Source organism: Micromonospora sp. CA-111912, from assembly GCF_050948415.1.
Lineage (GTDB): Bacteria > Actinomycetota > Actinomycetes > Mycobacteriales > Micromonosporaceae > Micromonospora.
The window spans coordinates 1015239-1041440 of record NZ_CP192007.1 but is presented as its reverse complement, the minus strand read 5'-3'; the positions used below and the strand labels follow the sequence as shown (position 1 = coordinate 1041440).

24 protein-coding genes and 1 tRNA gene are annotated in these 26202 nt (G+C 73.7%); 7 read left to right on the top strand and 18 right to left on the bottom strand.

What is annotated here, in order from left to right; all coding sequences use genetic code 11:
* Positions 1-203: 203 nt before the first annotated feature.
* Together ACQPZO_RS04915 and ACQPZO_RS04910 are read right to left on the bottom strand one after the other, a co-directional pair.
* Positions 204-1574, bottom strand: coding sequence for a cystathionine beta-synthase (locus ACQPZO_RS04915; RefSeq protein ID WP_433347418.1), 1371 nt, complete (start codon positions 1572-1574; stop codon positions 204-206).
* Positions 1575-1649: 75 nt separating this feature from the next.
* Positions 1650-2006, bottom strand: a complete 357-nt coding sequence (locus ACQPZO_RS04910; protein WP_433347416.1) for a YkvA family protein — start codon at positions 2004-2006, stop codon at positions 1650-1652.
* A gap of 130 nt (positions 2007-2136) precedes the next feature.
* On the opposite strand from ACQPZO_RS04910, the gene ACQPZO_RS04905 reads away from it, so the two are divergent.
* From ACQPZO_RS04905 to ACQPZO_RS04895, 3 genes are all read left to right on the top strand, one after another.
* Complete coding sequence (locus tag ACQPZO_RS04905; protein ID WP_433347414.1) at positions 2137-3189, top strand: SGNH/GDSL hydrolase family protein; 1053 nt, start codon at positions 2137-2139, stop codon at positions 3187-3189.
* Positions 3186-4016 carry an SGNH/GDSL hydrolase family protein gene (locus ACQPZO_RS04900; protein ID WP_433347412.1) on the top strand — a complete coding sequence of 277 codons (831 nt, stop codon included), beginning with the start codon at positions 3186-3188 and terminating at the stop codon, positions 4014-4016. The genes ACQPZO_RS04905 and ACQPZO_RS04900 overlap by 4 nt, the downstream gene beginning before the upstream one ends.
* Before the next feature lie 110 nt (positions 4017-4126).
* Positions 4127-5389, top strand: a complete 1263-nt coding sequence (locus ACQPZO_RS04895) for an acetyl-CoA C-acetyltransferase (RefSeq protein ID WP_433347410.1) — start codon at positions 4127-4129, stop codon at positions 5387-5389.
* A 66-nt stretch (positions 5390-5455) separates the two neighbouring features.
* On the opposite strand, the gene ACQPZO_RS04890 is transcribed toward ACQPZO_RS04895, so the two are convergent.
* From ACQPZO_RS04890 to ACQPZO_RS04875, 4 genes are all read right to left on the bottom strand, one after another.
* Positions 5456-5776, bottom strand: a complete 321-nt coding sequence (locus ACQPZO_RS04890) for a hypothetical protein (protein ID WP_433347409.1) — start codon at positions 5774-5776, stop codon at positions 5456-5458.
* Between the two features lie 35 nt (positions 5777-5811).
* Entirely contained in the window at positions 5812-6570 is a 759-nt protein-coding gene (locus ACQPZO_RS04885; protein ID WP_433347407.1) for a Bax inhibitor-1/YccA family protein, read from the bottom strand.
* A 160-nt stretch (positions 6571-6730) separates the two neighbouring features.
* Positions 6731-7549: a Bax inhibitor-1/YccA family protein gene (locus ACQPZO_RS04880; RefSeq protein WP_433347405.1), complete on the bottom strand. Its 819-nt coding sequence runs from the start codon at positions 7547-7549 to the stop codon at positions 6731-6733.
* A gap of 120 nt (positions 7550-7669) precedes the next feature.
* Positions 7670-7750 (bottom strand) — tRNA-Leu (locus tag ACQPZO_RS04875).
* 100 nt (positions 7751-7850) lie between these two features.
* On the opposite strand from ACQPZO_RS04875, the gene ACQPZO_RS04870 reads away from it, so the two are divergent.
* Positions 7851-9743, top strand: a complete 1893-nt coding sequence (locus ACQPZO_RS04870; protein WP_433347403.1) for a hypothetical protein — start codon at positions 7851-7853, stop codon at positions 9741-9743.
* Positions 9744-9799: 56 nt separating this feature from the next.
* On the opposite strand, the gene ACQPZO_RS04865 is transcribed toward ACQPZO_RS04870, so the two are convergent.
* The 12 genes from ACQPZO_RS04865 to ACQPZO_RS04810 form a co-directional block, all read right to left on the bottom strand.
* The gene (locus ACQPZO_RS04865; protein ID WP_433347401.1) at positions 9800-11128 is read right to left on the bottom strand and encodes an NAD(P)/FAD-dependent oxidoreductase; all 1329 of its coding nucleotides are present in this window, start codon (positions 11126-11128) and stop codon (positions 9800-9802) included.
* 103 nt (positions 11129-11231) lie between these two features.
* Entirely contained in the window at positions 11232-11801 is a 570-nt protein-coding gene (locus tag ACQPZO_RS04860; RefSeq protein ID WP_433347399.1) for a hypothetical protein, read from the bottom strand.
* 28 nt (positions 11802-11829) lie between these two features.
* The gene (locus tag ACQPZO_RS04855) at positions 11830-13206 is read right to left on the bottom strand and encodes a DUF58 domain-containing protein (RefSeq protein WP_433350805.1); all 1377 of its coding nucleotides are present in this window, start codon (positions 13204-13206) and stop codon (positions 11830-11832) included.
* A complete protein-coding gene (locus tag ACQPZO_RS04850) occupies positions 13203-14210 on the bottom strand; it encodes an AAA family ATPase (RefSeq protein WP_433347397.1) in 1008 nt (335 codons plus the stop codon). Before ACQPZO_RS04850 ends, ACQPZO_RS04855 begins: the two co-directional genes overlap by 4 nt.
* A complete protein-coding gene (locus ACQPZO_RS04845) occupies positions 14210-14791 on the bottom strand; it encodes a hypothetical protein (RefSeq protein ID WP_433347395.1) in 582 nt (193 codons plus the stop codon). Before ACQPZO_RS04845 ends, ACQPZO_RS04850 begins: the two co-directional genes overlap by 1 nt.
* Positions 14788-15546, bottom strand: a complete 759-nt coding sequence (locus tag ACQPZO_RS04840) for a DUF4129 domain-containing protein (RefSeq protein WP_433347393.1) — start codon at positions 15544-15546, stop codon at positions 14788-14790. The genes ACQPZO_RS04845 and ACQPZO_RS04840 overlap by 4 nt, the downstream gene beginning before the upstream one ends.
* Positions 15547-15564: 18 nt before the next feature.
* Positions 15565-16278 (bottom strand): uracil-DNA glycosylase, encoded by a 714-nt coding sequence (locus ACQPZO_RS04835; RefSeq protein ID WP_433350804.1) that lies wholly within the window; start codon positions 16276-16278, stop codon positions 15565-15567.
* Between the two features lie 19 nt (positions 16279-16297).
* Positions 16298-16984 (bottom strand): dienelactone hydrolase family protein, encoded by a 687-nt coding sequence (locus ACQPZO_RS04830; protein ID WP_433347391.1) that lies wholly within the window; start codon positions 16982-16984, stop codon positions 16298-16300.
* A 268-nt stretch (positions 16985-17252) separates the two neighbouring features.
* Positions 17253-17909, bottom strand: coding sequence for an LppU/SCO3897 family protein (locus tag ACQPZO_RS04825; protein ID WP_433347389.1), 657 nt, complete (start codon positions 17907-17909; stop codon positions 17253-17255).
* Positions 17910-18090: 181 nt separating this feature from the next.
* On the bottom strand, positions 18091-19131 hold the full coding sequence (locus ACQPZO_RS04820) for an HAAS signaling domain-containing protein (protein ID WP_433347387.1): 1041 nt from the start codon (positions 19129-19131) through the stop codon (positions 18091-18093).
* Complete coding sequence (locus tag ACQPZO_RS04815; RefSeq protein WP_396669400.1) at positions 19128-19460, bottom strand: PadR family transcriptional regulator; 333 nt, start codon at positions 19458-19460, stop codon at positions 19128-19130. Before ACQPZO_RS04815 ends, ACQPZO_RS04820 begins: the two co-directional genes overlap by 4 nt.
* 391 nt (positions 19461-19851) lie before the next feature.
* The gene (locus ACQPZO_RS04810) at positions 19852-20019 is read right to left on the bottom strand and encodes a hypothetical protein (protein WP_433347385.1); all 168 of its coding nucleotides are present in this window, start codon (positions 20017-20019) and stop codon (positions 19852-19854) included.
* A 147-nt stretch (positions 20020-20166) separates the two neighbouring features.
* Between ACQPZO_RS04810 and ACQPZO_RS04805 the strand changes: the two genes are divergently transcribed.
* From ACQPZO_RS04805 to ACQPZO_RS04795, 3 genes are read left to right on the top strand one after another with little or no spacing between them, the layout of a single operon-like run.
* Complete coding sequence (locus ACQPZO_RS04805) at positions 20167-23292, top strand: BTAD domain-containing putative transcriptional regulator (protein WP_433347384.1); 3126 nt, start codon at positions 20167-20169, stop codon at positions 23290-23292.
* Positions 23293-23322: 30 nt separating this feature from the next.
* On the top strand, positions 23323-24312 hold the full coding sequence (locus tag ACQPZO_RS04800) for an ATP-binding cassette domain-containing protein (protein ID WP_433347382.1): 990 nt from the start codon (positions 23323-23325) through the stop codon (positions 24310-24312).
* A 47-nt stretch (positions 24313-24359) separates the two neighbouring features.
* The gene (locus ACQPZO_RS04795; protein ID WP_433350802.1) at positions 24360-25172 is read left to right on the top strand and encodes an ABC transporter permease; all 813 of its coding nucleotides are present in this window, start codon (positions 24360-24362) and stop codon (positions 25170-25172) included.
* Positions 25173-26202: the final 1030 nt, after the last annotated feature.

The window sequence follows — 26202 nt, the reverse complement described above, 5'->3', positions numbered from 1 at the left end:
CACGTTGATCTGATCGAGATGCACCGCGATCGCCAGATGTACGAGTGGCGTACCGTAGCCGCGCTGCCTCTGAGGTAGACGCAACGGACGTCCAGTTCCCAGCTGATGACCCGCCGTTGCGGAGCCGCCCCAGAAAGGCTTCCGTCAGCTCGCAGGGCCCCGTTCCCGCGACCGGGAAGGGGGCCCTGCGACGTGTCGTCGGGTCAGTGTGCGCCGAGGTGGGCGAGCAGGTCCTGCCGGGTCAGCACGCCCTTGGGCTTGCCGTCCACCAGCACCAGCGCCGCGTCGGACTTCTCCAGCAGCGCGACCGCCTCGCTCACCGGCTGGCCACCGCCGATCATCGGCAGCGGGTCGGCCATGTGCCGCTCGATCGTGTCGTGCAGGTGCGCCTGACCGGTGAACAGGGCGTCGAGCAGGTCCCGCTCGGCGATCGAGCCGGCCACCTCGCCGGTCACCACGGGCGGCTCGGCCTTGAGCACCGGGAGCTGGGAGACGCCGTACTCGCGCATGTAGTCGATGGCGTCACGGACCGTCTCGGTGGGGTGCACGTGCACCAGCTCGGGCAGCCCGCCCGGCTTGCCGGCGAGGGCGTCGGCGACGGTCGGCTCGCTGCCCGAGTTGTCCAGGAAGCCGTACCGGGCCATCCAGGTGTCGTTGAAGATCTTCGACAGGTAACCCTTGCCGCTGTCCGGCAGCAGCACCACGACCACGTCGTCCGGGCCGGCGGCGCGGGCCACCTCCAGGGCGGCGACCACGGCCATCCCGCAGGAGCCGCCGACCAGCAGCCCCTCCTCGCGGGCCAGCCGCCGGGTCATCTCGAAGGACGCCTTGTCGGAGACCTCCACGATCTCGTCGGTGATGCTCCGGTCGTACGTCTCGGGCCAGAAGTCCTCGCCGACCCCCTCGACCAGGTACGGCCGGCCGGTGCCGCCGGAGTAGACCGAGCCCTCCGGGTCCGCACCGACGATCCTCACCCGCCCGCCGGAGGCCTCCTTCAGGTACCGGCCGATGCCGGAGATGGTGCCGCCGGTGCCCACCCCGGCCACGAAGTGGGTCAGCCCGCCGCCGGTCTGCTTCCACAGCTCCGGCCCGGTGGTCTCGTAGTGCGAGCGCGGGTTGGCCGGGTTGCTGTACTGGTCGGGCTTCCACGCGCCGGGGATCTCCCGGGCCAGCCGGTCGGAGACGTTGTAGTAGGAGCGCGGGTCCTCCGGCGCGACGGCGGTCGGGCAGACCACCACCTCCGCGCCGTACGCCCGCAGCACGTCCTGCTTGTCCTGGCTGACCTTGTCCGGGCAGACGAACACGCACCGGTAGCCCTTGAGCTGGGCCACCAGGGCCAGGCCGACACCGGTGTTGCCGCTGGTCGGCTCGACGATGGTGCCGCCCGGCCCCAGGATCCCGGCGGCCTCGGCGTCCTCGACCATCCGTAGCGCGATCCGGTCCTTCACCGAACCGCCCGGGTTGAGGTACTCCACCTTCGCGAGCACGGTCGCCCGGATGCCCTCGGTGACGTTGCGCAGTCGCACCAGCGGGGTGTTGCCGATCATCTCGACGACGTTGTCGTAGTACTGCACCTCGTTGTGCCCTCCGTTACGGCGCCGGCGACGGCGGCCGGGCAGACGTTGATTCGACGCCCAGGGTACGTGCCGTCAGGGCGTCACATGCCCCGGGATGACCGAGCTGCGGCGGGTCTCCCACTCGATGAACCGCTCGGTCTCCGCCAGCACGGCGCCGGCCAGCCAGGTGACCATGACCGCGTCGTCGGCCAGCCCGAAGATCGCCAGCGGGATCTCCGGGAGCAGGTCGATCGGCGAGACGATGTACGCCGTCGCCGCGGTCATCAGGGCCAGCCGGAGGCCGCCGTCGTACTCGCCCCGGGTGGTGGCCCGGATCATCCGGGGCAGCGCCCCCAGCCGGGCGCCCAGCGACGGGCCGCCCCTCGCCCCCGAGGACAGCGCCCTGGCCAACGCCGTGAACGCCGCGCCACGTTTCAGTGTCTTTCCCATCTCCACACCCCTCTCCGCCCGACATCGTGCGGTGTCGGTGCAAGGAATACCCGCAACCGTCGGATCCCAGGCATCGCAGAGGGCAGCACGACGACAGCGGCATGTCGTGCCGGCGCGATAATGTCGCGGTATGGGGGTCGCTGGTTCCGCCGTACCGGTTGGTCCGCGCTGGCGCCGCGCCCGGCGGGTCGCCCGCCTGGCGGCGCTCGGCACGGGCGCCACCGCCGCTGCCGCCGTCGCCACGGGCGGTGTGCTGATCGGCCAGGCCCGGCAGGCCCGGCGCACCATACCTATGGCCGAGGCGCCCCCGCCCCGCTGCGACGGCGTCTACGGCGCGAAGCTCCCCGGCCCGCCGCTGACCGTGGTGATCCTCGGCGACTCCACCGCCGCCGGGTACGGGGTGCACCGCCGCCGGGAGACCCCCGGGTCGCTGCTGGCCACCGGCCTGTCCCGCCGCCTGCACCGCCCGGTGCGGCTGCACCGGTTCGCCGTGGTGGGCGCCATCTCGTCGGGGCTCAAGCCGCAGGTGGAGTCCGCGCTGGAGCACCAGCCGGACGTCGCGGTGATCCTGATCGGCGGCAACGACGTCACCAACCGTGCCCCGGCGAGCCTGGCCGTGCGCTACCTGTTCGACGCGGTCCACGCGCTGCGCGAGGGCGGGTGCGAGGTGGTGGTCGGCACCTGCCCCGACCTCGGGGCGATCCGGCCGATCCAGCCGCCGCTGCGCTGGCTGGCCCGGCGGTGGAGCCGGCAGCTCGCCGCCGCCCAGACGGTGGCGGTGGTGGAGGCGGGCGGCTGGACGGTCTCCCTCGCCGACCTGCTCGGTCCCCGGTTCGTCGCCGAGCCGACCCGGATGTTCGCCTGGGACCGGTTCCATCCCTCCGCCGAGGGGTACGCGATGGCCGCCGCCGCGCTGCTGCCGACCGTGCTCTCGGCGCTCGGTGCCGGGCAGGAGCGCCGCCCTGGCCTCGCGCGCGGGGAGGGCGTACGGTCGCTGCCTGAGGCCGCCCACGAGGCGGCTCGGCACGCGGGCACGGAGGTCAGCGCCACCCAGGTCCACGGGCGCGACCGGGGGCCGGGCGGGCGATGGGCGCAGCTGCGCCGGCGGGCCTTCTTCGGCGTCGGCGCGGTGCCGCAACCCGGCCCGGCCGCCGACTCACCCACACTGGAGGGACTGCCATGACCGAGCACAGCGGTAGCCACGGCGCGGGAGACCGGGGTCTGGGCGCAGAACTCGCCCTCCGGCTGGGCCGGGCTGCGGCCCTGTCCCTGATCGCCGGGACGATCGGCGGCGCGGCCGTCCTCGCGGGCGAGGCGTTCGTCGCCCGCAACCGCCGGTATGCCCAGCCGGAGCTTGGGCTGGCCCTGCGTGCGACGGTGGGGCGGCCGGGGGCGGCGCCGCTGCGGCTGGTCCTGCTCGGCGACTCGTCCGCCCTCGGAGTCGGCGTGGGCCGGCTGGGCGACACCGTCGGCGGGCAGCTCGCCCACCTGCTCGCCGAGGGGCCGGCGGGCCGCCAGGTGCACCTGTCCAGCGTCGGGGTGTCCGGCTCCCGCTCCACCGACCTGGCCACCCAGGTGGCCCGGGCGCTGCTCGGCCCGCGTCCCGACGTGGCGGTGATCCTGATCGGCGCCAACGACGCCACCGCGCTGCGCCGGCCGGCGGAGGCCGGGGCGTACCTGGGGGCGGCCGTGCGGCGACTGCGCGAGGCGCACGTCGAGGTCGTCGTCGGCACCTGCCCCGACCTGGGGGCGGTCCACGCGATCGCCCCACCGCTGCGGCAGGTGGTCGGCTGGGCCGGCCGGCGGGTGGCCCGGGCACAGACCGTCGCCGTGCTCGACGCCGGGGGCACCGTGGTCGACCTGGGCACCGAGACCGGCCCGGTGTTCCGGGCCGACGCCGGCACCTTCTGCCACGACGGGTTCCACCCCTCCGCCGACGGATACCGGGTCTGGGCGCACGCGCTGATCCCGGCGGTCGCCGCCGCGGCGAACGTCACCTCCCGCCACTGACCGCCGGCGCCGGGCCCCGGCGGCACGGCCGGGCCCCGGGGTGCGGGGGTGACATTTCCCGCCGGGTGGGACGCTTCCCCGGCATGTTACCGGCGAGTTAACGTTGGCTCATGCCGACCGAGTCGTCCCGCGACGCCGTCATCGTCGCCACCGCCCGCTCCCCCATCGGCCGGGCGCACAAGGGATCCCTGCGCGACGTCCGCCCCGACGACCTTGCCGCCACCATCGTCCGGGCCGCCCTGGACAAGGTCCCCCAGCTCGACCCCACCGAGATCGACGACCTCTACCTGGGCTGCGGCCTGCCCGGTGGCGAGCAGGGCTTCAACATGGCCCGGGTGGTCGCCACCCTGATGGGCCTGGACGGCCTGCCGGGTGCCACCCTGACCCGGTACTGCGCCTCCTCGCTGCAGACCACCCGGATGGCGATGCACGCGATCCGGGCCGGCGAGGGTGACGTGTTCGTCTCCGCCGGGGTCGAGATGGTCTCCCGGTACGCCCGGGGCAACTCCGACGGGCTGCCGCCCGAGGCGCAGGCGCTGGTGGGTGGCGGTTGGGAGAACCCCCGCTTCGCGGCGGCGCGGGAACGGTCGACGCAGCACGCCCAGGGCGGCGCGGAGGTCTGGACGGACCCGCGAGAGTCCGGCGAACTGCCCGACATCTACCTGGCCATGGGACAGACCGCCGAGAACCTGGCCCAGGTGTACGACGTGACCCGCGCCGACATGGACGCCTTCGGCGTGCGCAGCCAGAACCTGGCCGAGAAGGCGATCGCCGACGGCTTCTGGGCCCGCGAGATCACCCCGGTCACCACCGCCGACGGCACCGTGGTCGACGGCGACGACGGGCCCCGGGCCGGGGTCACCCTGGAGGGGGTCGCCGGGCTGAAGCCGGTGTTCCGCCCCGACGGCCGGGTCACCGCCGGCAACTGCTGCCCGCTCAACGACGGCGCCGCCGCCGTGGTGATCATGAGCGCCCAGCGGGCCCGGGACCTGGGCATCACCCCGCTGGCCCGGATCGTCTCCACCGGGGTCACCGCCCTGTCCCCCGAGATCATGGGCCTCGGCCCGGTCGAGGCGTCGCGGCAGGCGCTCGCGCGGGCCGGCATGACCATCGACGACGTCGACCTGGTCGAGATCAACGAGGCGTTCGCCGCCCAGGTGATCCCCTCCTACCGGCAGCTCGGCATCCCCGAGGAGAAGCTGAACGTGATGGGCGGGGCGATCGCCGTCGGCCACCCGTTCGGCATGACCGGCGCCCGGATCACCGGCACCCTGCTCAACGCCCTGGATTGGCACGACGGGTCGGTCGGCCTGGAGACCATGTGCGTCGGCGGCGGCCAGGGCATGGCCATGGTCCTCGAGCGCCTCGGCTGACACCGGCGGGCCGGGCGGGTACCGGCCCGGCGCGGTCAGAGCGGGTCAGAGCGCGGTCAAATCCGGTCAGAGCACGGTACGGGTCGCCGTCACCTCGGCGGCGGCCCGGGCCAGCAGCTCGGTGGCCGGTCCGGCGGCCAGCAGGTCAGCGGTGACCACCCTGAGCTGGTCGGGCAGGGCGAGGTCGTTGCCGAGCCGGGGCACCGCCCGGCGGGGCTGCCCCTCGGCGTCGGCGGCGAGGTTCGCGAGCTCCTGCACCAGCCGGTGCACCAGGACGGCCCGGGACACGTTGCCGCTCTCGGCGACCGCCGCCCAGCGCGGTTGCTGCCAGTGCCCGACCTGACGGACCAGCAGTCCCACCGCCCGGTCCAGTTCCGCTGTGCTCACCAGACCGAGTCTACGAAAGGCCGCCGGCCGTCCGGTCAGCGGCGGAGGTAGCTGAGCAGTCGCAGCAGTTGCCAGTAGAGGAAGACCAGGCCGGAGAGCAGCCCGAACGCGCAGTACCACGCGTACCGGCGGGGCAGGCCCGCGCGGACCGACCGTTCGACCAGGTCGAAGTCGAGGATGAAGCTGAACGCGCCGGCGATGATCGCCACCACCGAGAACAGGTACGCCAGCCAGCCGACCCCGGCGGTCAGGCTGTACACCTCCACCCCCTGCCGGCCGGTCAGCAGGTAGGCGACCAGGTTGACCACGCCGATCGCCACGATCCCGAGCAGGGTGCCGGCCACCAGTCGGGCCAGCCGCGGGGTGGCCCGGACCACCCGGGCCCGGCACAGCAGCGCCATCCCGAGGAAGACGCCGGACGTGCCCACCACGGCCTGCACCACGATCCCCGGGTAGACCAGCTCGAACGCCCGGCTGGCCACCCCGAGCAGCAGCCCCTGGAGCACCGCGTACCCGGCGATCAGCGCCGGGTTGGTGCTGCCGCGCAGCGAGATGACCAGCGCCAGCGCGATCGTCGCCAGCGCGGAGCCGGCCAGCGCGGCGGAGATCCACACCGCCTGCGGGACGACGAACCAGGCCACCGCCGCCGTGGCGACGGTGAGCAGCAGCAGCCCGACGGTGCGCACCACCACGTCGTCGACGGTCATCGCCTCGGCGCCGCCGAGCCCGAGCACCTCGCGTTCCCGCCGGCGGGTGTCGTCCAGCCGGTCCAACACCGGGTTGGAACTGCGCACCGTCACCTCCTGACCGACGTACCCCTCGCAGTCACTCTGCCCCGGCGGCGTTGGCGGCGGCGGGCAAACGCCGTGGCCCGCTCCCGGCGGGCGGCCGGCCCGCAGACGACGGCGCCCGCCGCCGCGGGTCGCGGGGGCGGGCGCCGGTCGGCGACACGGGTCAGTCGTCGCCCTGGAAGAAGCTCAGCAGGCGCAGGATCTCGATGTAGAGCCAGACCAGGCTGACCAGGATGCCGAACGCGGCCGTCCAGGAGTAGCGCTGGGGCAGCCCCATCCGGACGCCCTCCTCCACCTCCGCGAAGCTGAGCACGAAGCTCAGCGACGCGACCACGATGCAGACCAGGCTGAAGCCGATCGCCAGCGGGCTGCCGTCACGCAGGCCCGTGTTGACGCCGAACAGCGACAGCACCAGGTTGATCATCATCACCGCGAAGAGGCCGACCATCGCCGCGACCATGCCGCGGACGAACTTGGGCGTCGCCCGGATGACCCGCGCCTTGTACAGCATGGCCATCAGGAAGAACACGCCGAAGCTGGCCACCACGGCCTGGAGCACGATGCCGTCGTAGAGCGAGTTGAAGGCCTTGCTCACCATGCCGACGAAGACGCCCTCGACGACGGAGTACGCGACGACCAGCGCCGGGTTCGCCATCCGGGAGAACGAGATGATCAGGCCGAGCACCAGGCCGACCACCGCGGCGCCGATCCAGGCGATGCCGAGCAGCGAGTCAGGCACGAGCACCCAGGCCGCCGCGGCGGACACGCCGAGGATGCCGAGGAGCGTGACGGTCTTGACCACCACGTCGTCGATGGACATCGGCGTCACGGTGGGCGGCGCGGCCGGGTAGCCGGTCGCGCCCGGGTACTGCTGTGGGGGGTATCCGGGCTGCCCGTAGGGCCCGGTCGGGGCGTACCCGGTGGCGCGCTCCCGCTCGGCCGCTTGGCCGAGTCGGGCGAGCACCGGGTTCGAAGTCTTCACTGTCTGGCCTCCCTCAGGGGGTCGTCGCACGTGAACGTGCCCTACAAGGGTAAACGCCGCGATCGACGCCGTGGAGATCACCGAGCGAGGCAGGAGCTGTGAAGAAGCTGATAGGCGAGGTGCCCGGGGCGGGGGTCGAACCCGCACGCCTTGCGGCAGCCGCTTTTAAGGCGGCCGTGTCTGCCTTTCCACCACCCGGGCGGGGCCACGCCGACGCGCCGACGCATCGGTGCAGTGTCACCGTAGCGGGTCCGCGACGACCCGGCGTACCCCGTCACCGCCGCCGCACTAGGGTCGAGGCGTGAGCAGCGCAGCCCCCACGGCCCCCGACGCCGCCCCCGCACAAGCACTCCGTCCCGATGCCCCTGCTCCGGCCGGCTCCCGGTGGGCCAGGCTCCGGGCCGCCGCCGCCCGGAACCGGGCCGACCTGCTCGTCGGGCTGCTCTTCGCGGCCCTCGCGGCCTGGCTCACCCACGGCCTGTGGCCGGACCCCGCCGGCCGGGTGCTGGCGCTCAACCCGGAGGACCAGGCCCTGTACGAATGGTTCCTGGCTGTCGACTCGCGCGCCCTGCTCGGCGACTTCGGTCTGCTCACCGACCGGCTCAACGCCCCGGACGGGGTGAACCTGATGGCCAACACCACGGTGATCGTGCTCGGCGTGCTCTTCGCACCGGTGACCCTGCTGTTCGGCGCGCCGGTCACCTTCGCCCTGCTCGCGGCGCTCAACCTGGCCGGCACCGCGTTCGCCTGGCACCTGCTCTTCACCCGGGTCCTGGGGGCCCGCCGGTTGGCCGCCGCGCTCGGCGCCGGGCTGTGCGGCTTCGGCCCGGGGATGGTCTCGCAGACCAACAGCCACCTGCACATGACCGCGCAGTGGCTGGTCCCGGTGATCGTCTGGCTGGTGGTCCGGCTGCTGCGCGCCGCCGACCCGCTGGGCCGGGCGGGCCGCCCCCGGGGCCGGGCGGGCGACGTGCGCGACGCGGGCGGGACGGGACCGGCCCGGGTCGGCCCGGACCGGCGCCGGATGCTCACCTCCGCCGTCGGCCTGGCCGCCGCGGTCAGCGCCCAGGTCTTCGTCGGCGAGGAGGTGCTCTTCCTCTGCGCGGTGACGCTGCTGGTGATGGCCGTCGCGTACGCCCTGGCCGACCGGGCGCTGCTGCGCCGGGCGCTGCCCGGCTTCGCCGGCGGGATACTGCTCGCCGCCGGGCTGGCCCTGCTCGTGCTGGGGTACCCGCTGTGGTTCCAGTTCGCCGGCCCGCTGGGCGTCGCCGACGGGATGTTCAGCCCGCACTACTTCTCGGCCGACCTGAGCAGCTGGTGGACCGTCTCCCCGCTGTCGGTGATGGGCAGCGACGAGGCGGCCCGGCTCACCACCGGGCCGGCGGAGTACAACACCTTCCTCGGCTGGCCGCTGCTGGTGGTCGCCGTCGGCTGCGCGGTCTGGCTGGGCCGCCGCCCGCTGGTGATCGCCTGCGCGGCGGGGGCGCTGGCGATGGGCGCTCTCTCACTCGGCCCGGACGTGGTCCTCGGCGGCGACCGGACCACCGTCCCCGGCCCCTACGCCCTGCTCGGCGGCCTGCCGGTGGTCGACGGGGCGCTGCCGATGCGGTTCGCCCTGGGGGTGCTGCCGGTGATCGCGACGCTGCTGGTGCTGGCCGTGGACCGGGCGCTGCGCGACGGCGGAACGACCCGCCGGCTGGTCCCGGCGGCGGTCGGGATCGCGCTACTGCCGGTCCTGCCGGCGCCGCTGCCCACCGCCGAGCGGCCGGCGCTGCCCGAGTTCGTCACCGGCGGCCACTGGCGGGAGTGCGTCCGGCCCGGCGGGGTGCTGGTGCCGGTGCCGCTGCCCACCCCGAAGGAGCCGTGGCCGATGCGCTGGGCGACCGCGGCCGACGCGGCCTTCGGCATGCCGGAGGGCTTCTTCATCGGCCCGTACGGCCAGGGCGGCACGGCCGCCATGGGCACCTGGAAACGACCCACGTCGGCCCTGCTCACGGACGTGGCGCAGCAGGGTGGCCAGCCCGCGATCGGCGACGCGGAGCGCCAACAGGCCGCCCGGGACGCCGACCGCTGGGGCGCGTCCTGCTTCGCGCTGGCCGAGGGCACGCCGCGCGCCGACGAGCTGCGGGCCGTCCTGGACCAGCTCTACGGCCCGTCCACCCGGATTGCCGACGCCTGGATCTGGCGGGTCTGAGGCCCGCATGAAAAATGGGCCCCCTCGTCGGCGAGGGGGCCCATTCTTCGTGCGACTCAGACGCGGGGGGCGACCGGCTGGGACGCCTCGACGAACTCCTCGCGCGGGTCGTGCAACTGGCCCAGGGCGACCACCTCGCGCTTGAGGAAGAACGCCAGCGACCAGTCGACCACGACCCGGACCTTGCGGTTGAACGACGGGATCCGGCTCATGTGGTACGTCCGGTGCATGAACCACGCCGGCAGGCCGGTCATCTTGATGCCGTACACCTGGGCCACGCCCTTGTACAGGCCGAGGCTCGCCACGCTGCCCGCGTGCTTGTGCTTGTATTCCACCGGCTCGCGCCCGCGGACCACGTTCGCGATGTTGTCGGCCATCCGGGCGGCCTGGCGCACCGCGTGCTGGGCGCTCGGCGAGCAGAAGTTGCCCGGCTCCTTGGTCAGGTCCGGCACCGCCGCGCAGTCGCCGGCGCTCCACGCGCCCTCGACCACCCGGTCGCCGTCGACGACCTGGAGGGTCGGCAGGCAGGTGACCCGGCGGCGCTCGTCGCGCGGGAAGTCGGTCGCGTCGAGCATCGGCGACGGCTTGACGCCGGCCGTCCAGACGATCGTGTCGGAGCGGAAGCTGTCGCCGTCGGAGAGCTTCACCACCCCGTCGACGCAGGACTCCAGGCGGGTGTCCAGCCGGATGTCCATGTTCCGCTTCAGCAGCTGCTGCACCGTGTAGGCGCCCATGTCCCGGTCGACCTCGGGCAGCACCCGCTGGGTCGCCTCGACCAGCACCCAGCGCATGTCCTCCGGCTTCAGCTCCGGGTAGTAACGCAGGGCGTCCCGGGCCATGTCCTCCATCTCGGCCAGCGCCTCGATGCCCGCGTACCCGCCGCCAACGAAGGTGAACGTCAGCGCGCTGCGCCGGACGTCCGGATCCGGCGTGGCGGCGGCCACGTCGAGCCGGTCCAGCACGTGGTTGCGCAGGTAGATGGCCTCGCCGATGGTCTTGAAGCCGATGCCGTGCTCGTGCAGGCCGGGAATCGGCAGCGTCCGGGAGACCGCGCCGGGGGCCACGATCACGTGGTCGTAGGCGATCTCCGTGGTCGGGCCGCTGATCGGCTGCACCGTGGCCACCTTGCGGTCGTGCTCGATCCGGGTGACCGTACCCGCCACCACCTTGCACCGGCGCAACTCCCGCCGCAGCGGCACCACGGAGTGCCGGGGGGAGATGTTGCCCGCCGCCGCCTCCGGGAGGAACGGCTGGTACGTCATGTGGGGCTGCGGGTCGACGACGACGACCTCCGCCTCACTTGAGGAGAGCTTCTTCGACAGACGCAGGGCGGCGTAGAGACCGACGTGCCCGGCACCGACAACAAGGATCCGCTTCGGGTTCACGTCATCCATCTTTCCCCGGGCGACTCGGGTAATCCCGTCCGAGACCCCCTTCTGTGACGGAGCACAACACATGTGAACTGCGCGACGTCCCCCCGCCGTCCCGCTATCTGCGACGCAACAGCCACCTCAGCAGCACGCTCAGCGCCACCGCGACCAGCAGTCCCACCACGGTCGCGGCGAGGAAGCCGCGGTCCCCGCCGACGCCCGACACCTCGACCAGAAGCACCCCGAGCACCGCCGAGGCGAGCAGCACCCCGCCGGCCCGGGTGAGCCAACGCACGATCAGTTCCGGGTCCACCACCGCGTCGTACGGCAGCAGGGCGGCCAGCGCGCACAGCGAGTGGGCCAGGTAGAGCGCCACCGCCACGGCGAGCAGCCGCCACAGCGCGACCGGCCGGCCGTACCCCTCGGTGGACAGCAGCCACCCGCCCACCGTGACCAGGACGGCGAAGGTCGGCCAGACGCGGCGCGGCCCGACCGCCGGCAGCAGCGCCACCACCGTGAGGGCGGCCAGCGGCCGCCCGGTGAGGACCTGCACCGGGTACGCCAGCAGCAGGCCGGCCAGCACCGTGCCGAAGATTCCAGCGCGGACCAGCAGCGGCGCCAGGCTCACCCGGTCCACCGTCGAGCGCGCCGCCCTGGCCCGTTCCGTCACCACCTCGACCGGGTTCACCGGTTCCGTCCCCTCGTCCTCGCGGCCGTCACCGGGCGCCCACCCGAGGGGCGGTGGCGAGCCGGGCCACGTCCCGCAACACCTGGTCCAGGCTGCCCGCGCCGGCCCAGCGGACCACCGGCACGCCGTGCTCGCGGAGCTGGCCGATCATCGTGTCCCGGTCCAGCCGCCACAGCCGGAAGGCCACCTCGGCCCAGCCCTGCCGACCCGGCGGTGCGAGGTCGGCCGGGAGCGTGTCCACGGCCACCACGAACCGCCCGGACCGGGCCAGCCGGGCCAACATCTGGGCGGACCGCTCGTCCAGCAGCGGGGTGAGCACCACCACCAGCGCGTCCGAGGAGAGCAGGTGCGGCCCGAAGATCTGGTCGTACGGCTCGTGCGGGGACGCCTCGGCGCGCACGTCGAGCAGCCACTCCAGCAGCGTCAGGTACTGTCGCCGGCCGGACGCGGCGCGCAGCCGGCGGGCAGCCGGCCCGTACTCCAGCATCGCCACCCGGTCGCCCCGGTGCAGGTAGTGCTCGCCGATCGCGGCGGCGGCCCGGACGGTCGTGTCCAGCACCGAGGCGGCCCCGCCGACGCCACCTGAGCGGCCCGCCTCGGCGAGCACGTCCAGCAGGATCACCACCTCGGCGTCCCGGTCCGACAGGGTGGCCGCCACGTGCAGCTGCCGGGCCCGCAGCGAGACCCGCCAGTCGATGCGGCGCAGCCGGTCGCCGGGGCCGAAGACCCGCACGCCGGCCAGCTCACCGCCCTCGCCTGGGCGGCGGGAGTGGTGCGCGCCGACCAGGCCGGCGGCCCGGGGCATCGCCTCCACCGCCTCGAACGGCTCCGTCCTCGGGTACACCCGCACCCGGACCGGCTCGGTGACCGCCGCCCGGGAGACCAGCAGCCCGCCCGCGGCGGCGACCCGGGCGCCGGCCGGGCCGACGGGGTGCCGGCCCCAGCGCCGGGCCTTCCCGGTCAGCTCCAAGTCGACGGCGGTGCCGGTGTCCACGACGGTGACGAAGGGCCGGTCCACCCCGCTGCGGGACAGGTCGACCCGGGCCCCGCCGACCTGGGCGCGCTCGACCAGCAGCCAGGGCGAGACGCGGGTGCGGACCACGGCGACGTCGTACCCCACGGTGTCCGGGTTGCCGACGGTGACCGTGCCGGTGAACTCGCCGCCCTCGACCAGGTGCCCCTCGTCGGCGGCGACCCACACCTGCGGCCCGGCGCTCGGCCGGCGGCGCAGCGCGTACGCGGTGCCGAGCGCGAACGGCGCGGCCAGCACGACCAGGTCGACCCGGCCGAGCAACACCCCGGCGATCAGCAGCAGGCCGGTGATCAGCACCGCCCGGCCGAGCGCCCGGGTCGGCGCCCAGCCCGCCGCCGGCTGCTGCCCCTCGTCGGTGGGCACGGCCGTCAGCGGCCCGGCCGGCCGGCGGCGTAGCTCGGAAGCGCGCCGCTGGCCGGGGCCGGGGTCTGGTCGAGCACCTCACCGACCACGAAGGACGGGTCGACCCGGCGCAGCCACATCTCCGGGCGCAGCGTGATCCGGTGCGCCAGGGCAGGCGCGGCCACCTCCTTGACGTCCTCCGGCACCACGTAGTCCCGGCCGGCGAAGACCGCCCTGGCCCGGGCCAGCAGCAGCAGCGCCAGCGAGCCACGCGGAGAGGCCCCGACCAGCACCGACGGGTGCTCCCGGGTGGCCGCGGTCAACTGCACGATGTACCGGCCGATGGAGTCCTCCACCACCACGTCCTCCAGCGCGGCCTGCATGGCCCGCAGGGTGGCGGCGTCGACGACCGGCTCGATCTCGGCCTCCTCGCGGCGGCGGGCGATCCGCCGGCGCAGCACGTCCCACTCCTCCTCCCGGTCCGGGTAGCCGAACGACACCCGCAGCAGGAACCGGTCGAGCTGCGCCTCCGGTAGCGGGTACGTCCCCTCGTACTCGATCGGGTTGGCGGTGGCCAGGACGTGGAACGGCTCGTCCAGCCGGTAGGTGACGCCCTCCACGGAGACCTGCTTCTCCTGCATGGCCTCCAGCAGCGCCGACTGGGTCTTCGGCGGCGTCCGGTTGATCTCGTCGGCGAGCAGCAGGTTGGTGAAGACCGGGCCGGCCCGGAAGGAGAAGTCGCCGCTGCGCTGGTCGTACAGGAACGAGCCGGTGACGTCGGCGGGCAGCAGGTCGGGGGTGAACTGGAGACGACGGAAGTCCAGCCCGAGGGCCTGGGCGAAGCAGCGGGCGGTCAGCGTCTTGCCCAACCCGGGCAGGTCTTCCAGCAGCACGTGGCCGCCGGCCAGGATGCCGGCGAGGACCAGCTCCAGGGTTTCCCGCTTGCCGACCACGACCGAGCCGACCGCGTCCAGCACCGCCTTGGCCAGGCGGCCGACCTCGACGGTGGGCAGGGTGCGGTCCACGTCGTTCATCAGATCTTCTCCAGTTCGGCGACGATCGCCGCGAGGTCGCGCGGCGACGGGGTGCGGCGGGGTGGGGTGTCGAGGAACATCGAGAGCCGGTCCCCGAGCAGGGCGCGGGCGCGGGCCGGGTCGGACTCGCGGGTGACGCCGTGCCGCTGGCGCAGCCGCTCGTCGGCCAGCTCGCCGAGGCGGGGCAGGAGCCGCTCGGCGAACCGCTCCGGCCGGCCCGACGACCAGTCCAGCGGCCGTTCCCAGCCGTTGATCGCGGCGCGCAGCGCGTCCCGGGCGGCCCAGTGGTAGTTGCCGTCCTCCTCGCCGGCGGGCGCGCGGGCCCCGACCCGGGGCGGGGGCGGCGGGGCGAGCGCGGCGGTGACCCGGCGGACGGCGAGCAGCGCGGCCACCCCGGCGACGACAACCGCGAGCGAGACCTGGAGGCCGACCGTGCGCAGCCCGGCGACCGCGACCGCGGTGAGCGCCCCGGTGACCGCGAGGGTCCGCAGCACGCCCCTGACCCGGCCGCCCCGGGTTACCCGGGCCTGCGGCGGCGGCTCCTCCTCGAAGGTGAGCAGGTCGTCGATGCTGGCGCTCACGGCCCCACCCGACCGGTGGCGGCGACCGGTTCGCCGGCGGCCACGGCGGTCAGCTCGCCGCGCAGCCGCCGCAGCGCGGCCCGGGCCTGGTCGCGGGTGCGCTCGTCGACGGGGCGGGTGGCGTACCGCGCCTCGCGGTAGACGTGGGCGAACTCGGCCAGCACGTCGGCGCTGACGATCGCCGGGATCCCCGCCTCGGGGTCGCCGCGCAGCAGCCGGGTCACCAGGTCGGTGGAGGTGTCCCCGGTCCGCCGGACCACCCCGGCCGCGTCGGCGGCCTCCTCCAGGCGTACCCAGCAGGCGATCACGGCGGTGCGCGGGTCGACGTCGGCGTCGTCCAGCTCGACCAGACCGGCGTCGAGCGCGGCGACCACCTCGCGGGCGGTTCCCTCGGCGGTGCGCCGGGCCCGGCGCGACGGCAGCGCCCGGGTGGTGCGGCGGGCCATCCCCCGGACCAGGGTCCAGATCAGGTAGCCGAGGGCGACGGCGATCGCCAGGCCGAGCAGCGCCATCGCGACGGTGACGAGCCACTCGGGGATGTGCGCGCGGGTGGCCTCCCCGGCGTCGCGGGGCTCGGCCGGGATCGAGGGCGGCGGCTGCGTCGACGGGTAGTCCGGCACGTACGGGATGTTGTCGGCGGCGGGCGGGATGCGGCTGGCGCCGAGCGACGAGTGGCCGGCGGACAGCGCGGCGACGGCGAGCAGGGCGGCCACCGCGCCGACCGGCCACCACCTGCGCAGCACGCTGAGGTCCATCGCCACCGCCCCACGCCGTCAGTCCACCCCGGCCAACTGCTTCGCCCGGGCGAACACGTCGTCCAGCATCCCCGGGGTCAACCGCCCGGTGAAGGTGTTCTGCTGGCTGACGTGGTAACAACCGAGCAGCGCCGGTGCGGTCGTGCCGGACCAGTGTGCCCCATGGCCGAAAGCCGGTCGAGGGCTGGGCGGGCGGACGCCGTACACCTCGCGCAACACCGGCCACCACGCGGCCCAGGCGAACGCGCCGAGCGCGACCACGACGCGCAGGGTGGGCCTGATCAGCGCGACCTCGCGGTGCAGCCACGGCGCGCAGGTGTCCCGCTCCGCCGGGGTGGGCTTGTTGTCCGGCGGCGCGCAGCGCACGGCGGCAAAGATCCGGGTGTCACGCAGGGCCAGGCCGTCGTCGGCGGCGACGCTGGTCGGCTGGTTGGCCAGGCCCGCGCGGTGCAGCGCGGCGAAGAGCACGTCGCCGGAGCGGTCCCCGGTGAAGATCCGCCCGGTGCGGTTGCCGCCATGCGCGGCGGGGGCCAGGCCGAGGATCGCGAGCCGGGCGTCGGCCGCGCCGAAGCCGGGCACGGGCCGCCCCCAGTACCGCTGGTCGCGGAACGCCGCCCGCCTCGTCCGGGCGACCTCCTCCCGCCAGTCGACCAGGCGCGGGCAGGCGAAACAGTCGCTGACCTCGCCGTCGAGGTCGGCGAGGTCGGCCGCCCGCGCGGCGCGCGCGACCACCTCGCCCGGGGTACGGGGCTCAGCCAAGCTTCGCCCGGAACTGTTCGAGGGTGCGGGCCCAGGCGGTGGCGGCGGCCCGCTGGTCGAAGCTCTCCGGCCGGTCCTCGTTGAAGAAGGCGTGCGCGGTGCCCGGGTAGTCGTACGTCTGGCAGGTGCCTCCGGCCGTCTCCACGGCCCGGCGGGCGGTCTGCACGCCGTCGGCGGTGGAGGTGCCGTCCGCCTCCGAGCAGTGGATGACGGCATCCTTGCCCGCGTACCCGCTCCACTGTGGGCTCATCCCGTCCCAGGGCAGTCGCGGGTAGAAGGCGGCGGTGGCCACGATCCGCTCGGACCGGGTGGCCGCCCAGAGTGCCAGGCTGGCGCCGGCGCAGAACCCCACACAACCGGCCTTGCCGGCGACCTCGGGCCGGCCGGCCAGGTACTCCGCCGCGACGGCGATGTCCCCCGCCGCCTCGTCCATCTGCGCGCTGTTCAGCATGTGCCGGGGCTCACTCGGCCGGCTGGCCGGCTGGCCGTGCCGGAAGTCCGGGGCGAGGGCGACGAAGCCGGCCTCCGCGAACCGGTCCACGACCGACCGGATGTGGGGCACGAGGCCCCACCAGTCCTGGATGACGATGACCGCCGGGCTGGCCGCACCGGCGGAGGGTATCGCGAGATACCCCTCGCGAGTCCCCCCGCGGCTGGCGTAGCTCACCATCTCGCCCATCGGCTCCTCCAAGCGGTCAGTCAACGCTGGCTGGTCGCAGGGTGTCTCCTACGTGCCGGTAGCCTGCCACGCCGCGACCGCCGTCGGGAAGACGCCGGAACAGTGGCATTCACCTCCTGTCCCCCCGCCGGTGACACCTGGTATGTCGACGGCTCCCGCCCGCTCGTTGCCTCCCCGTACACCGACGGCGGCGCGGTCCCCCGCGCCGCCGTCTGCCGCCGGGGCCGGGGCCGTTTCGGGTCCGGAACCGGCACGTCGTTCCGGCCGGTCAGGCCGCCTTCCTCGTCAGGCAGAGCAGGTAGCCGGTGCTGCCCGGCTTGATGTTGTAGAAGAAGTAGCCCTCCTGGCCCGGCTGGAGGAACGGCTCGCAGGCCTTCCCCGTCCGCGCCTGGGTCTCGGTCTGGCCGTTCACCCGACCCACCACCGTGTACGCCGCCTGGCTGGACGTGCAGGCGACCACCTCGGCGCCGCTGGCGTCCTTGCGCTCGCCCTCGGCCACGTCCGGCAGTTCGGCGAGGCAGTCGCCCGTCTTCGCGTCGGCGGTGCCGTCCTTGTCGAACGCGGTGGCCACGGCGGAGCCGACGCCGAACTTGAGCGCCGCGACCACGCCGACGGCGAGCAGCACGCCGACCACGCCGAGCACCTTGCGGCCGACGGACCGCTTCTTCTCCGGCTCCCCCTCCGGCTGCTTCGGCAGTTCGGCGGCCGGAGCGGCGTCGACCGGCAGCCCGGCCGGGGCCGACGCGGAGTCGACCGGCAGCCCGGCGGCGGGCTGCCCAGCGGCGGCGGACTCGGCAGCGGACGGCGGCCCGACGGCCTGCCCAGCGGCGGCCGACGGGTCAGCCTTGGCGGCAGCCGGCGGGTCGGCGGGTCGCGGCGCGTCCTCGGACGGCGGGTTGGGGGGCGGTGCGACCTGCTCTGGCACTGAGGTTCCTTCCGAGGGGTGGATGAGCAGACGACACCGTAGCGATCAACATCGAGGGGCGCTGTCCCGTTCGGCTCGTCCGTTCAGCCAATTTCACCCCCCGCTTCACCCCGGGTCACGGACGAACGCGTCGGGGCGCCCGGCGGCCCGGACACCCCGACGCGTGGCCGGTGGGTGCGAATCAGGAGGTGGGCGCGGGCGACGCGGTCGGAACCGGCCCGCCGGTGCTGGGCAGCGGGCCGCTGGTCGCCGCCGGTGACGGAGTCGGCCCGGTCGTCGGCGCGACGGACGGCGTCGGGCCCTCGGTCGGTACGGCGGTCGGCGGGACCGGCACGGCGGTCGGCGGAACGGACGACGGGCGCGGCCCGACCGGCCCGGTCCGGAACGGCGCGTGCTCTGGGCAGTACGGGTACGCGGGCACCAACGTCATCGTCCCCTCGGGCAGCCCCTCGCGCACGCACTCCCGGTACCCGAGTCGGATCGGGTTGCCGTCCTGGTCGAACAGGCGGGCGTTCTCCACCAGCCGCCCCTCGCTGTCGTAGACGAAGACGTCACGGACGTACGGCACCTGTTCCGCGGCGGGCTGGTAGCCGGACTCGTTCCAGCCGAGCCGGTCGTCCGCGTCCACGAACCCGGCGAACGCGAAGACAGCGAGGACCGCCGTGCCCGCGCGGAGCGCGATCCGGGGCCAACGACCCAACGTGGGGGTGCGCCTTCCCAGCCACACCGAGGCCACCACGCAGACGGCGAGCAGCAGCAGCGCGGCGAGCGTGCTGCCGCCCAGCCTGGGCAGCAACCCGAACGGCGCACCCGTGGTGATGACGGTGATCAGCATCGCCGCGAGGTATCCCCGCAGGACCCACCAGGCGGGGCGGAGCAGCCGCAGGTACTCGCTCGCCGCGGCGTACCCGAGGATCGGGCCGAGCCGCAGGTCGGTCGCGCGCAGCCGGGCGCGGAGCCAGGAAGTGACGGCGGCGGCCCGCTGGTCCAGGTTGCGGGCGGCGGCCGGACCCCCCGCGCCGGCCGCCGCCCGCAGCTCCGCCGCGTACGCCTCGGGCGTGCCCAGCCGGGCGGCCAGCGACTCGTCGCCCTCGACGGCCACCTCGGCCAAGTGCTCGGCCAGGTCCTCGGTCAACTCGTCCCGGACCGTCGGCGGCAGGTCGGCCAGCGCCGCCCGGACCCGCGTCACGTAGTCCGCGATCTCCTGCTCCATGACGGTCATGCCGTCACCCCCCGATCGTCGAGCAGTGTGTCCATGGTGGTGGCGAACGAGCGCCAGAGTTTGCCGGAGCGGGTCAACTGGTCCCGGCCGGCCGCGTTCAGCGAGTAGTACTTGCGGTGCGGGCCGGACTCGCTCGGCACGACGTAGGTGGTCAGCAGGCCGGCGGCGAAGAGCCGCCGCAGCGTGCCGTAGACCGACGCGTCGCCGACCTCGTCCAGGCCGGCCTCCCGCAGGCGACGCATGATGTCGTAACCGTAGCCGTCCTCCTCCCGGAGCACGGCCAGGACCGCGAGATCCAGCACGCCCTTCAACAGCTGTGTGGTATCCACGCATCGCACACTACTGTGCAATGCGAAGTAGTGCAACGATCTCGGCGACCCCGCGTGGCGGGACATGCGCGGCGGACAGCGGCTCGACCGGGCAGAGGCGTGAACTCGCCGCGCCGCACCGCTGGCTGGCGGGTCAAGCACCGTCGGACTGGTCAACAGATCCCGCAGGCCGGCGACATCCTCACCCGGCCTCGTCGAAGACCCGCCAGGCGTCCTCGTCCAGTACGCACAACAAACGCCACCAGCAAGCCGAACCACACCGGAACCAACCGAGGCCCCGGACCCTGAGCAGGATCAAGATCGTGCTCGAACACGGACTCAGTGGCATCGGGCGCGCTTGGAGGCCACTGAATCCCGGATCGAGCACGATCTTGGTCGACGGGCCGGTCGATCACGCCGGCAACAGCCGCCGGAGGCCGGGCCGGAGAAGCGTCGATGCCGGGGATCGGCTAGCCGGCGGTGGCAGCAGGCTCCAGGCGATGCCGTCGAGGAGGGTGTCGAACGCGTCGTTGCCGGTGAAGGAAGGGATCGAAGGCAGGCGGCGGGCGGTCCCGAACACGCCACCGGATTTTCCCGATCAACAGCCGTCTGCTCCACGTCGGGCACGGCGTGTGACGGCGGCGGGCAGACGAAACACCGGAGGCCGCAGGTTGCCCGGCCCGATCACAGGGAAGGAACAGGCTGGCCGTAGGCGACAATCGCTGCCATGCGTTTCTGCGTCCTGGGTCCGACTCAGGTGCTGCTGGCCGACGGGCGCGAGATCCCCGTGGGCGGTCCGCGGCTTCGCGCCCTGCTCGCGCTGCTCCTGCTCGACGCGGGCCGGGTGGTGTCCGCCGATCGTCTGATCGATGGCCTGTACGGCGAGCATCCGCCCCGCGGCGCGTCCAACGCGCTCCAGTCCCAGGTGTCGCGGCTGCGGCAGGCCCTGCCCGCAGAGCACACGATCGAGTTCCACCCCGCCGGTTATCGCCTCGCCGTGGATCCCGCTGACGTCGACGCGTACCGGTTCCAGAGCCTCGCCGAGACGGGACGCCGCGCGCTCGCCGACGGCGACTGGCTGCGCGCCACGGTCGTGTTGCGCGAGGCGCTGGACCTGTGGCGCGGTCCGGCCCTGGCCGACGTCATCGACGTGGCCGGTGCACCCGCGCAAGCGGCCCGGCTGGACGAGGTGCGGCTGGCCGCCATCGAGGATCGCATCGAGGCGGAGCTGGCGCTGGGCGGGCATGCCGCCCTGGTAGCGGAGCTGCGGGAGCTGGTCGCCGCACATCCGTTGCGGGATCGGCCGCGGGGCCAGCTCATCCGCGCCCTGTCCGCCTCCGGCCGGCCGGCCGAGGCGCTCGCCGAGTATGAGGACGCCCGGCGCACGCTGGCCGAGGAACTCGGCGTCGACCCGTCGGCCGCGCTGGCCGCGATCCACCTGGCCGTGCTGCGCGGCGAGGAACGCCCGGCCGCACACGAGGAACCCGAACCCGGGCTGCCAAGCCAGCTCACCACGTTCGTCGGTAGGGAGGAGGAGCTCAAGCGCGTAGACGAGTTGCTCGGCGAGCGAAGGCTGATCACTCTCGTCGGCCCCGGGGGAGCGGGCAAGACACGGTTGGCGATCGAGGCCGCGAGCCGTCCAGACAGCCAGGTCCGCCTCGTCGAGCTGGCCTCGCTGGCCCACGGTGCGGACGTACCGCAGGCGGTGCTGAGCGCGCTCGGCCTGCGCGATGCGGGCCTGCGCGATGCGGGCCTGCGCGATGCGGGCCTGCGCGATGCGGGCCTGCGCGATGCGGGCCTGCGCGATGCGGGCCTGCGCGATGCGGGCCTGCGCGATGCGGGCCTGCGCGATGCGGGCCTGCGCGATGCGGGCCTGCGCGATGCGGGCCTGCGCGATGCGGGCCTGCGCGATGCGGGCCTGCGCGATGCGGGCCTGCGCGATGCGGGCCTGCGCGATGCGGGCCTGCGCGATGCGGGCCTGCGCGCCCCGGCCGAGCCGGGCCGGGACTCCACCGACCGGCTGGTCGCGGCGCTGGCCGAGCGGCGGCTGCTGCTCGTGCTCGACAACTGTGAGCACGTCATCGCCGATACGGCCCGGTTGGTCGCCCGGTTGCTGAGCGCGTGTCCGGCGCTACGCGTCCTCACCACGAGTCGCGAGCCGCTCGGACTGGCCGGCGAGGCGTTGTGCCCGGTGTCCGGGCTCACCCTGCCCCCGCCCGACGCTTCGGTGGTGGAAGCCTACGAATACTCCGCGGTCAGGCTGTTCGCCCAGCGGGCCGCTGACGTCGCGCCCGACTTCACGGTCACGTCGGCCAACGTCGAGATGGTGCTGCGAATCTGCCGTGCCCTCGACGGCCTGCCGCTGGCGATCGAACTGGCCGCCGCGCGGCTGCGGGCGCTGCCGGTCGCCGAGGTGGCCGCCCGTCTCGACGATCGGTTCCGGCTGCTGTCGATGGGCAGCCGGGCGGCGACGCCGCGGCACCGGACGCTCCGCGCGGTGGTCGAGTGGAGCTGGGACCTGCTCAATGATGCCGAACGGAAGCTGGCCCGACGACTGACCGTGTTCGCCGGTGGTACCACGTTGGAGACGGCCGAACGGGTCTGTGGCCTGCCTACCGCCGAGTTCGTCGACGCGCTGACCGGCCTGGCCGACAAGTCCTTCGTGGAGTTGGGTGCCGGCCGCTACCGGATGCTCGAGACGGTACGCACCTTCTGCGCCGAGCGACTCGCCGAAGCCGGTGAGGCCGACCAGCTGCGCCGCGCGCACGCCGCGTACTTCTTGGAGTTTGCCTGGACCGCCGACGGCCACCTTCGCCGCGCGGAGCAGTTGCAGTGGCTACGGCGGCTCGACGCCGAGCGGGACAACCTGCATGCGGCGCTGCGTCGCGCCGCCAGCTCCGGTGACGCGCCTGACGCGGCCGGGCTGGTCGCGGCCCTGTCGTTCTACTGGTGGCTGCGCGGCATGCGCGGCGAAGGGGCCAGACTGGCCGGCGAAGTCCTCGACGTGCTCGGCGCCGAGGCGCCACCCAATCTGCGCGAGGAGTTCGCCCTGTGCGTCTACAACGCCTCGCTCGGCGGTTCCGGCCGTCCGCCGCCGCCCTTCGGATCGCAGCGCTCCCTGATCCACAGCCTCGACCGGCCACCTCGGCAGCCCTTCCTGCTCTATCTGTCCGGGATCTCGACCGGACCGCCGACCGAGGTCGCGGAGGACGTCGACGAATTGACACGGGAGCTGCAGCGGGCGGTCGGCTCGGACGCGTGGATCAATGCGCTCGGCGCGATGGGAATCGGCTCGGCACGGATGTGGAGTGGTGAGTGGGACCGGGCGAGGACCGCGCTGGTCACCGCGCTCGACGGCTTCCAGAGCATCGGCGACCGGTGGGGGTCGATGATCACATTCGGTGCGATCGGCGAACTCGCCGCCTTGCAGGGTGATCCGGGAGCGGCGAGCGCGTTCCTGGACCAGGCCATGGAGTTGGCCGAAGAACTCGGGTCGGCCGTCGACGAGGCCGACATGCTGCGTACCCGGGGCGAGATAAGGCTGCGCGCCGGTGACCTCGCCGCGGCGCAGGACGACTTCGCCCGTGCACTGCTCCTCGCGCAGCGCGGCGGCGCACCGGAGTTCATATCCGGCGCTCGCCTCGGCCTCGCCCAGGTAGCGCGGTTGCGCGGAGATCTCGCCGAGGCCAGGCGGCTGTGCGAGGCGGCGTTGGCCGGCGGGCTCACCGGCTGGTACATCGGCGAGGCCACGCGTTCGGAGATCATCCTCGTCCTCGAGGAGATCACCGAGGCGGAGAACCCCACGGCCCGGGCCGCACCGGGCGGTACGCCGCCGTCAGCCGACGGTGCGTGAGCCGTCAGCGCCGACGCGCACCGTGGGGGCATGACGACATTCGAGGTGGTCGCGGAGGGACTGGGCAAGCGGTACGGCCCGACCCGCGCGCTCGACGATTTTGACCTCACCGTGCCCACCGGCACGGTGTACGGGCTGCTGGGACCGAACGGCGCCGGGAAGACCACCGCCGTACGGATCCTCGCCACGCTGCTGCGCTTCGATGCCGGTCGGGCCACCGTGGCCGGATTCGACGTGGTGCGTCAGCCGGACGAGGTGCGTGCCCGGATCGGGCTGACCGGGCAGTACGCCGCGGTCGACGAGACCCTCAGCGGCCGGCAGAACCTGGAACTGTTCGGCCGGCTGTTCAAACTCGGCCGCCGGGCGGCCCGCCAGCGCGCCGGCGAACTGCTGGAACGGTTCGGGCTCGAGGAGGCGGCGAGCCGGTCCGCCGGTGAGTATTCGGGTGGGATGCGCCGCCGACTGGACCTCGCCGCCTGCCTGATCCGCCCGCCGCGCGTGCTCTTCCTCGACGAGCCGACCACCGGCCTGGACCCGCGCAGCCGAAACCAGGTGTGGGGCATCGTCCGCGCCCTGGTGGCGGACGGGGCCACGGTGCTGCTCACCACGCAGTACCTGGAAGAGGCCGATCAGCTCGCCGACCGGATCGCGGTGATCGACGCCGGGCGGGTGGCGGCCGAGGGCACGCCGGACGAGCTGAAGTCGATGACCGGCGGTGACCGGATCGAGGTGGTCGTGCGCGACGCGGCCGACCTGAGCCCGGCCGGCAGGATCGTCGCGCGGATCTGTGCCGCGGAACCCGAGCGTGATCCGGAGACCCGGCGACTCAGCGCTCCCGTAGCCGACCGGGTCGCCGGGTTGGTCGGCGTGGTGCGGGCGCTGGACGACGCGGGAATCGCGGTCGAGGACATCGGCCTGCGCCGCGCGACGCTGGACGAGGCGTTCCTGCACTTGACCGGACGCCGACCCGAAGAAGCCGGCGAGCCCGTTGGCGCCGGACGAAAGGCGGACGCGGCATGACGACCGCAGCCCGATCCCCCGGGACGACGACCGCCCCAGCCCCGCTGATGTCCGCACGGACACCGCTGGCGCGGGTACGCTCCGCAATTGCCGACGGCTGGACGATGACCAGGCGGAACATGACCCACGTGATCCGCGCGCCGGAGGAGCTGATCCTCTACTTCTCGCTGCCGATCATGTTCGTGCTGGTCTTCGGATACGTGTTCGGCAGCGGAATGCAGGTGCCGGGTGGCGGCAACTATCGCGAGTTCCTGTTGCCCGGGGTCTTCGTGATGACGATGCTGTACGGCCTTGGCGCCACCGCGACCGGCGTGGCGTTCGACCTCAGCCGGGGTGTTGTCGACCGGTTCAGGTCGATGCCGATGGCGCGTTCCGCCCTGATGACCGGCCGCAGTGCCGCGGATCTGCTGCGCGCCCTGCTGGAGATGTCCACCCTGCTGGTCTGTGGCATGCTCGTCGGCTGGCAGTGGCGGGACGGCGTGGGCAGAGCGTTGCTCGCCGTCGGGCTCCTCCTGTTGCTGCGAGTCGCGATCACCTGGATCGGGATCTACCTGGCGCTGCTGGTCCGCAACCCGGACACGGTCGGGGTGATCGTCTTCCCAGCGGCGTTTCCGCTCACCGCGCTCTCCAACGTCTTCGTGTCGCCCGAGCTGATGCCGCAGTGGATCGGTGCGATCTCGGAGTGGAACCCGCTGTCCGCAACCGTCGCCGCGATCCGCCAACTGTTCGGCAATCCCGGCCTGGGTGGCGACTCGTGGCCGGCAGAGCACGCGATGCTGCTGGCGGCGGCGTGGCCGGTGCTCCTGATCGCGACGTTCGCTCCGCTGGCGGTGCGCCGCTACCAACGACTGAGTCGCTGACTCCTGGTCTCCGGTGGCCTCGACGGTCACCGGAGACCAGCACGGCGTGCGAGGAGCGGCGGCGGCTCCCAGCCAGACCCCGGGCCAACAGATAGTTGATCGTTGCGTGCCCCTGAGGATGACAACATCGACCCCTGCCGGGTCGGCCTACCCTCCTTTGGCCCCTATGGGGCCGCCGGGCATGTCCCCCACCAAACCGGCGAGCATTCGCCGGACTACCCGATGCGGGGGAGGGCATGGGCGGCGTGGCGGCGACTCTCGGGGCATTCGCGGGAGCTGTGGGATAGCTGAGATCCGGCGAGACCGAGGCCCATCCCGCATGCCAACACCACGAACAGGAGCGCCATTTTCGGCACCAAGCCGGGGCCGCGACTGACCGCACGGGAGATCTTGGAAGGAAATGGCCCCTGGAGGGGCCATTTCCTTCCAAGATCTCCGGTCATCCTAAGATGCGGAACAGAGTTCCTGGGATGTGGAGTTAGGTTGGGTGGGATCCGCAGGGTTGGGGCGGGGCCAGCACGGCGGGACGGGGCTTCCGTGGGATGGGAGCGGCGGCGGGACACGGTGGCCGATTATGCGGTGACGGGCAACGGTGGCGGCCGACCTACGGTCACGGCATGGAACGGGTCGACTTGGTGGGCGCTGCGGAGATCCGCGTGATGTAGGGCAACGTGTCCCGGCAGCGCGTCAGCGTTGTCACCAACTCCAAGAAATTTTCCGACCCATACCAGGAGTTGGTCTGGCAGAAGACCGACGTCGAGAAGTGGATCAAAGAGCACCGGCCAGACCTGGCGACAGACTGACACGGGGCCAGGCGGGGCCCTTGTTGCTCCGTCGCATCGGGCGCGCGCGGGGGGCTGAATCCCGGATCGAGCACGATCTTGGGCGACGGGCCGGCCGATCGCGCTGGCGACAGCCGCCGGACGTCAAGCCGGCCGATCGCGCTGGCGACAGCCGCCGGACGTCGGGCCGGCCGATCGCGCTGGCGACAGCCGCCGGACGTCAAGCCGGCCGATCGCGCTGGCGACAG

What these genes read in the sequence shown, in the direction of transcription:
- ACQPZO_RS04910 (WP_433347416.1), bottom strand. Translation starts at nt 2,006, where the DNA reads ATGGGAAAGACACTGAAACGTGGCGCGGCGTTCACGGCGTTGGCCAGG.
- ACQPZO_RS04905 (WP_433347414.1), top strand. Translation starts at nt 2,137, where the DNA reads ATGGGGGTCGCTGGTTCCGCCGTACCGGTTGGTCCGCGCTGGCGCCGC.
- ACQPZO_RS04900 (WP_433347412.1), top strand. Translation starts at nt 3,186, where the DNA reads ATGACCGAGCACAGCGGTAGCCACGGCGCGGGAGACCGGGGTCTGGGC.
- ACQPZO_RS04895 (WP_433347410.1), top strand. Translation starts at nt 4,127, where the DNA reads ATGCCGACCGAGTCGTCCCGCGACGCCGTCATCGTCGCCACCGCCCGC.
- ACQPZO_RS04850 (WP_433347397.1), bottom strand. Translation starts at nt 14,210, where the DNA reads ATGAACGACGTGGACCGCACCCTGCCCACCGTCGAGGTCGGCCGCCTG.
- ACQPZO_RS04840 (WP_433347393.1), bottom strand. Translation starts at nt 15,546, where the DNA reads ATGGACCTCAGCGTGCTGCGCAGGTGGTGGCCGGTCGGCGCGGTGGCC.
- ACQPZO_RS04830 (WP_433347391.1), bottom strand. Translation starts at nt 16,984, where the DNA reads ATGGGCGAGATGGTGAGCTACGCCAGCCGCGGGGGGACTCGCGAGGGG.
- ACQPZO_RS04820 (WP_433347387.1), bottom strand. Translation starts at nt 19,131, where the DNA reads ATGACCGTCATGGAGCAGGAGATCGCGGACTACGTGACGCGGGTCCGG.
- ACQPZO_RS04805 (WP_433347384.1), top strand. Translation starts at nt 20,167, where the DNA reads ATGCGTTTCTGCGTCCTGGGTCCGACTCAGGTGCTGCTGGCCGACGGG.
- ACQPZO_RS04800 (WP_433347382.1), top strand. Translation starts at nt 23,323, where the DNA reads ATGACGACATTCGAGGTGGTCGCGGAGGGACTGGGCAAGCGGTACGGC.
- ACQPZO_RS04795 (WP_433350802.1), top strand. Translation starts at nt 24,360, where the DNA reads ATGTCCGCACGGACACCGCTGGCGCGGGTACGCTCCGCAATTGCCGAC.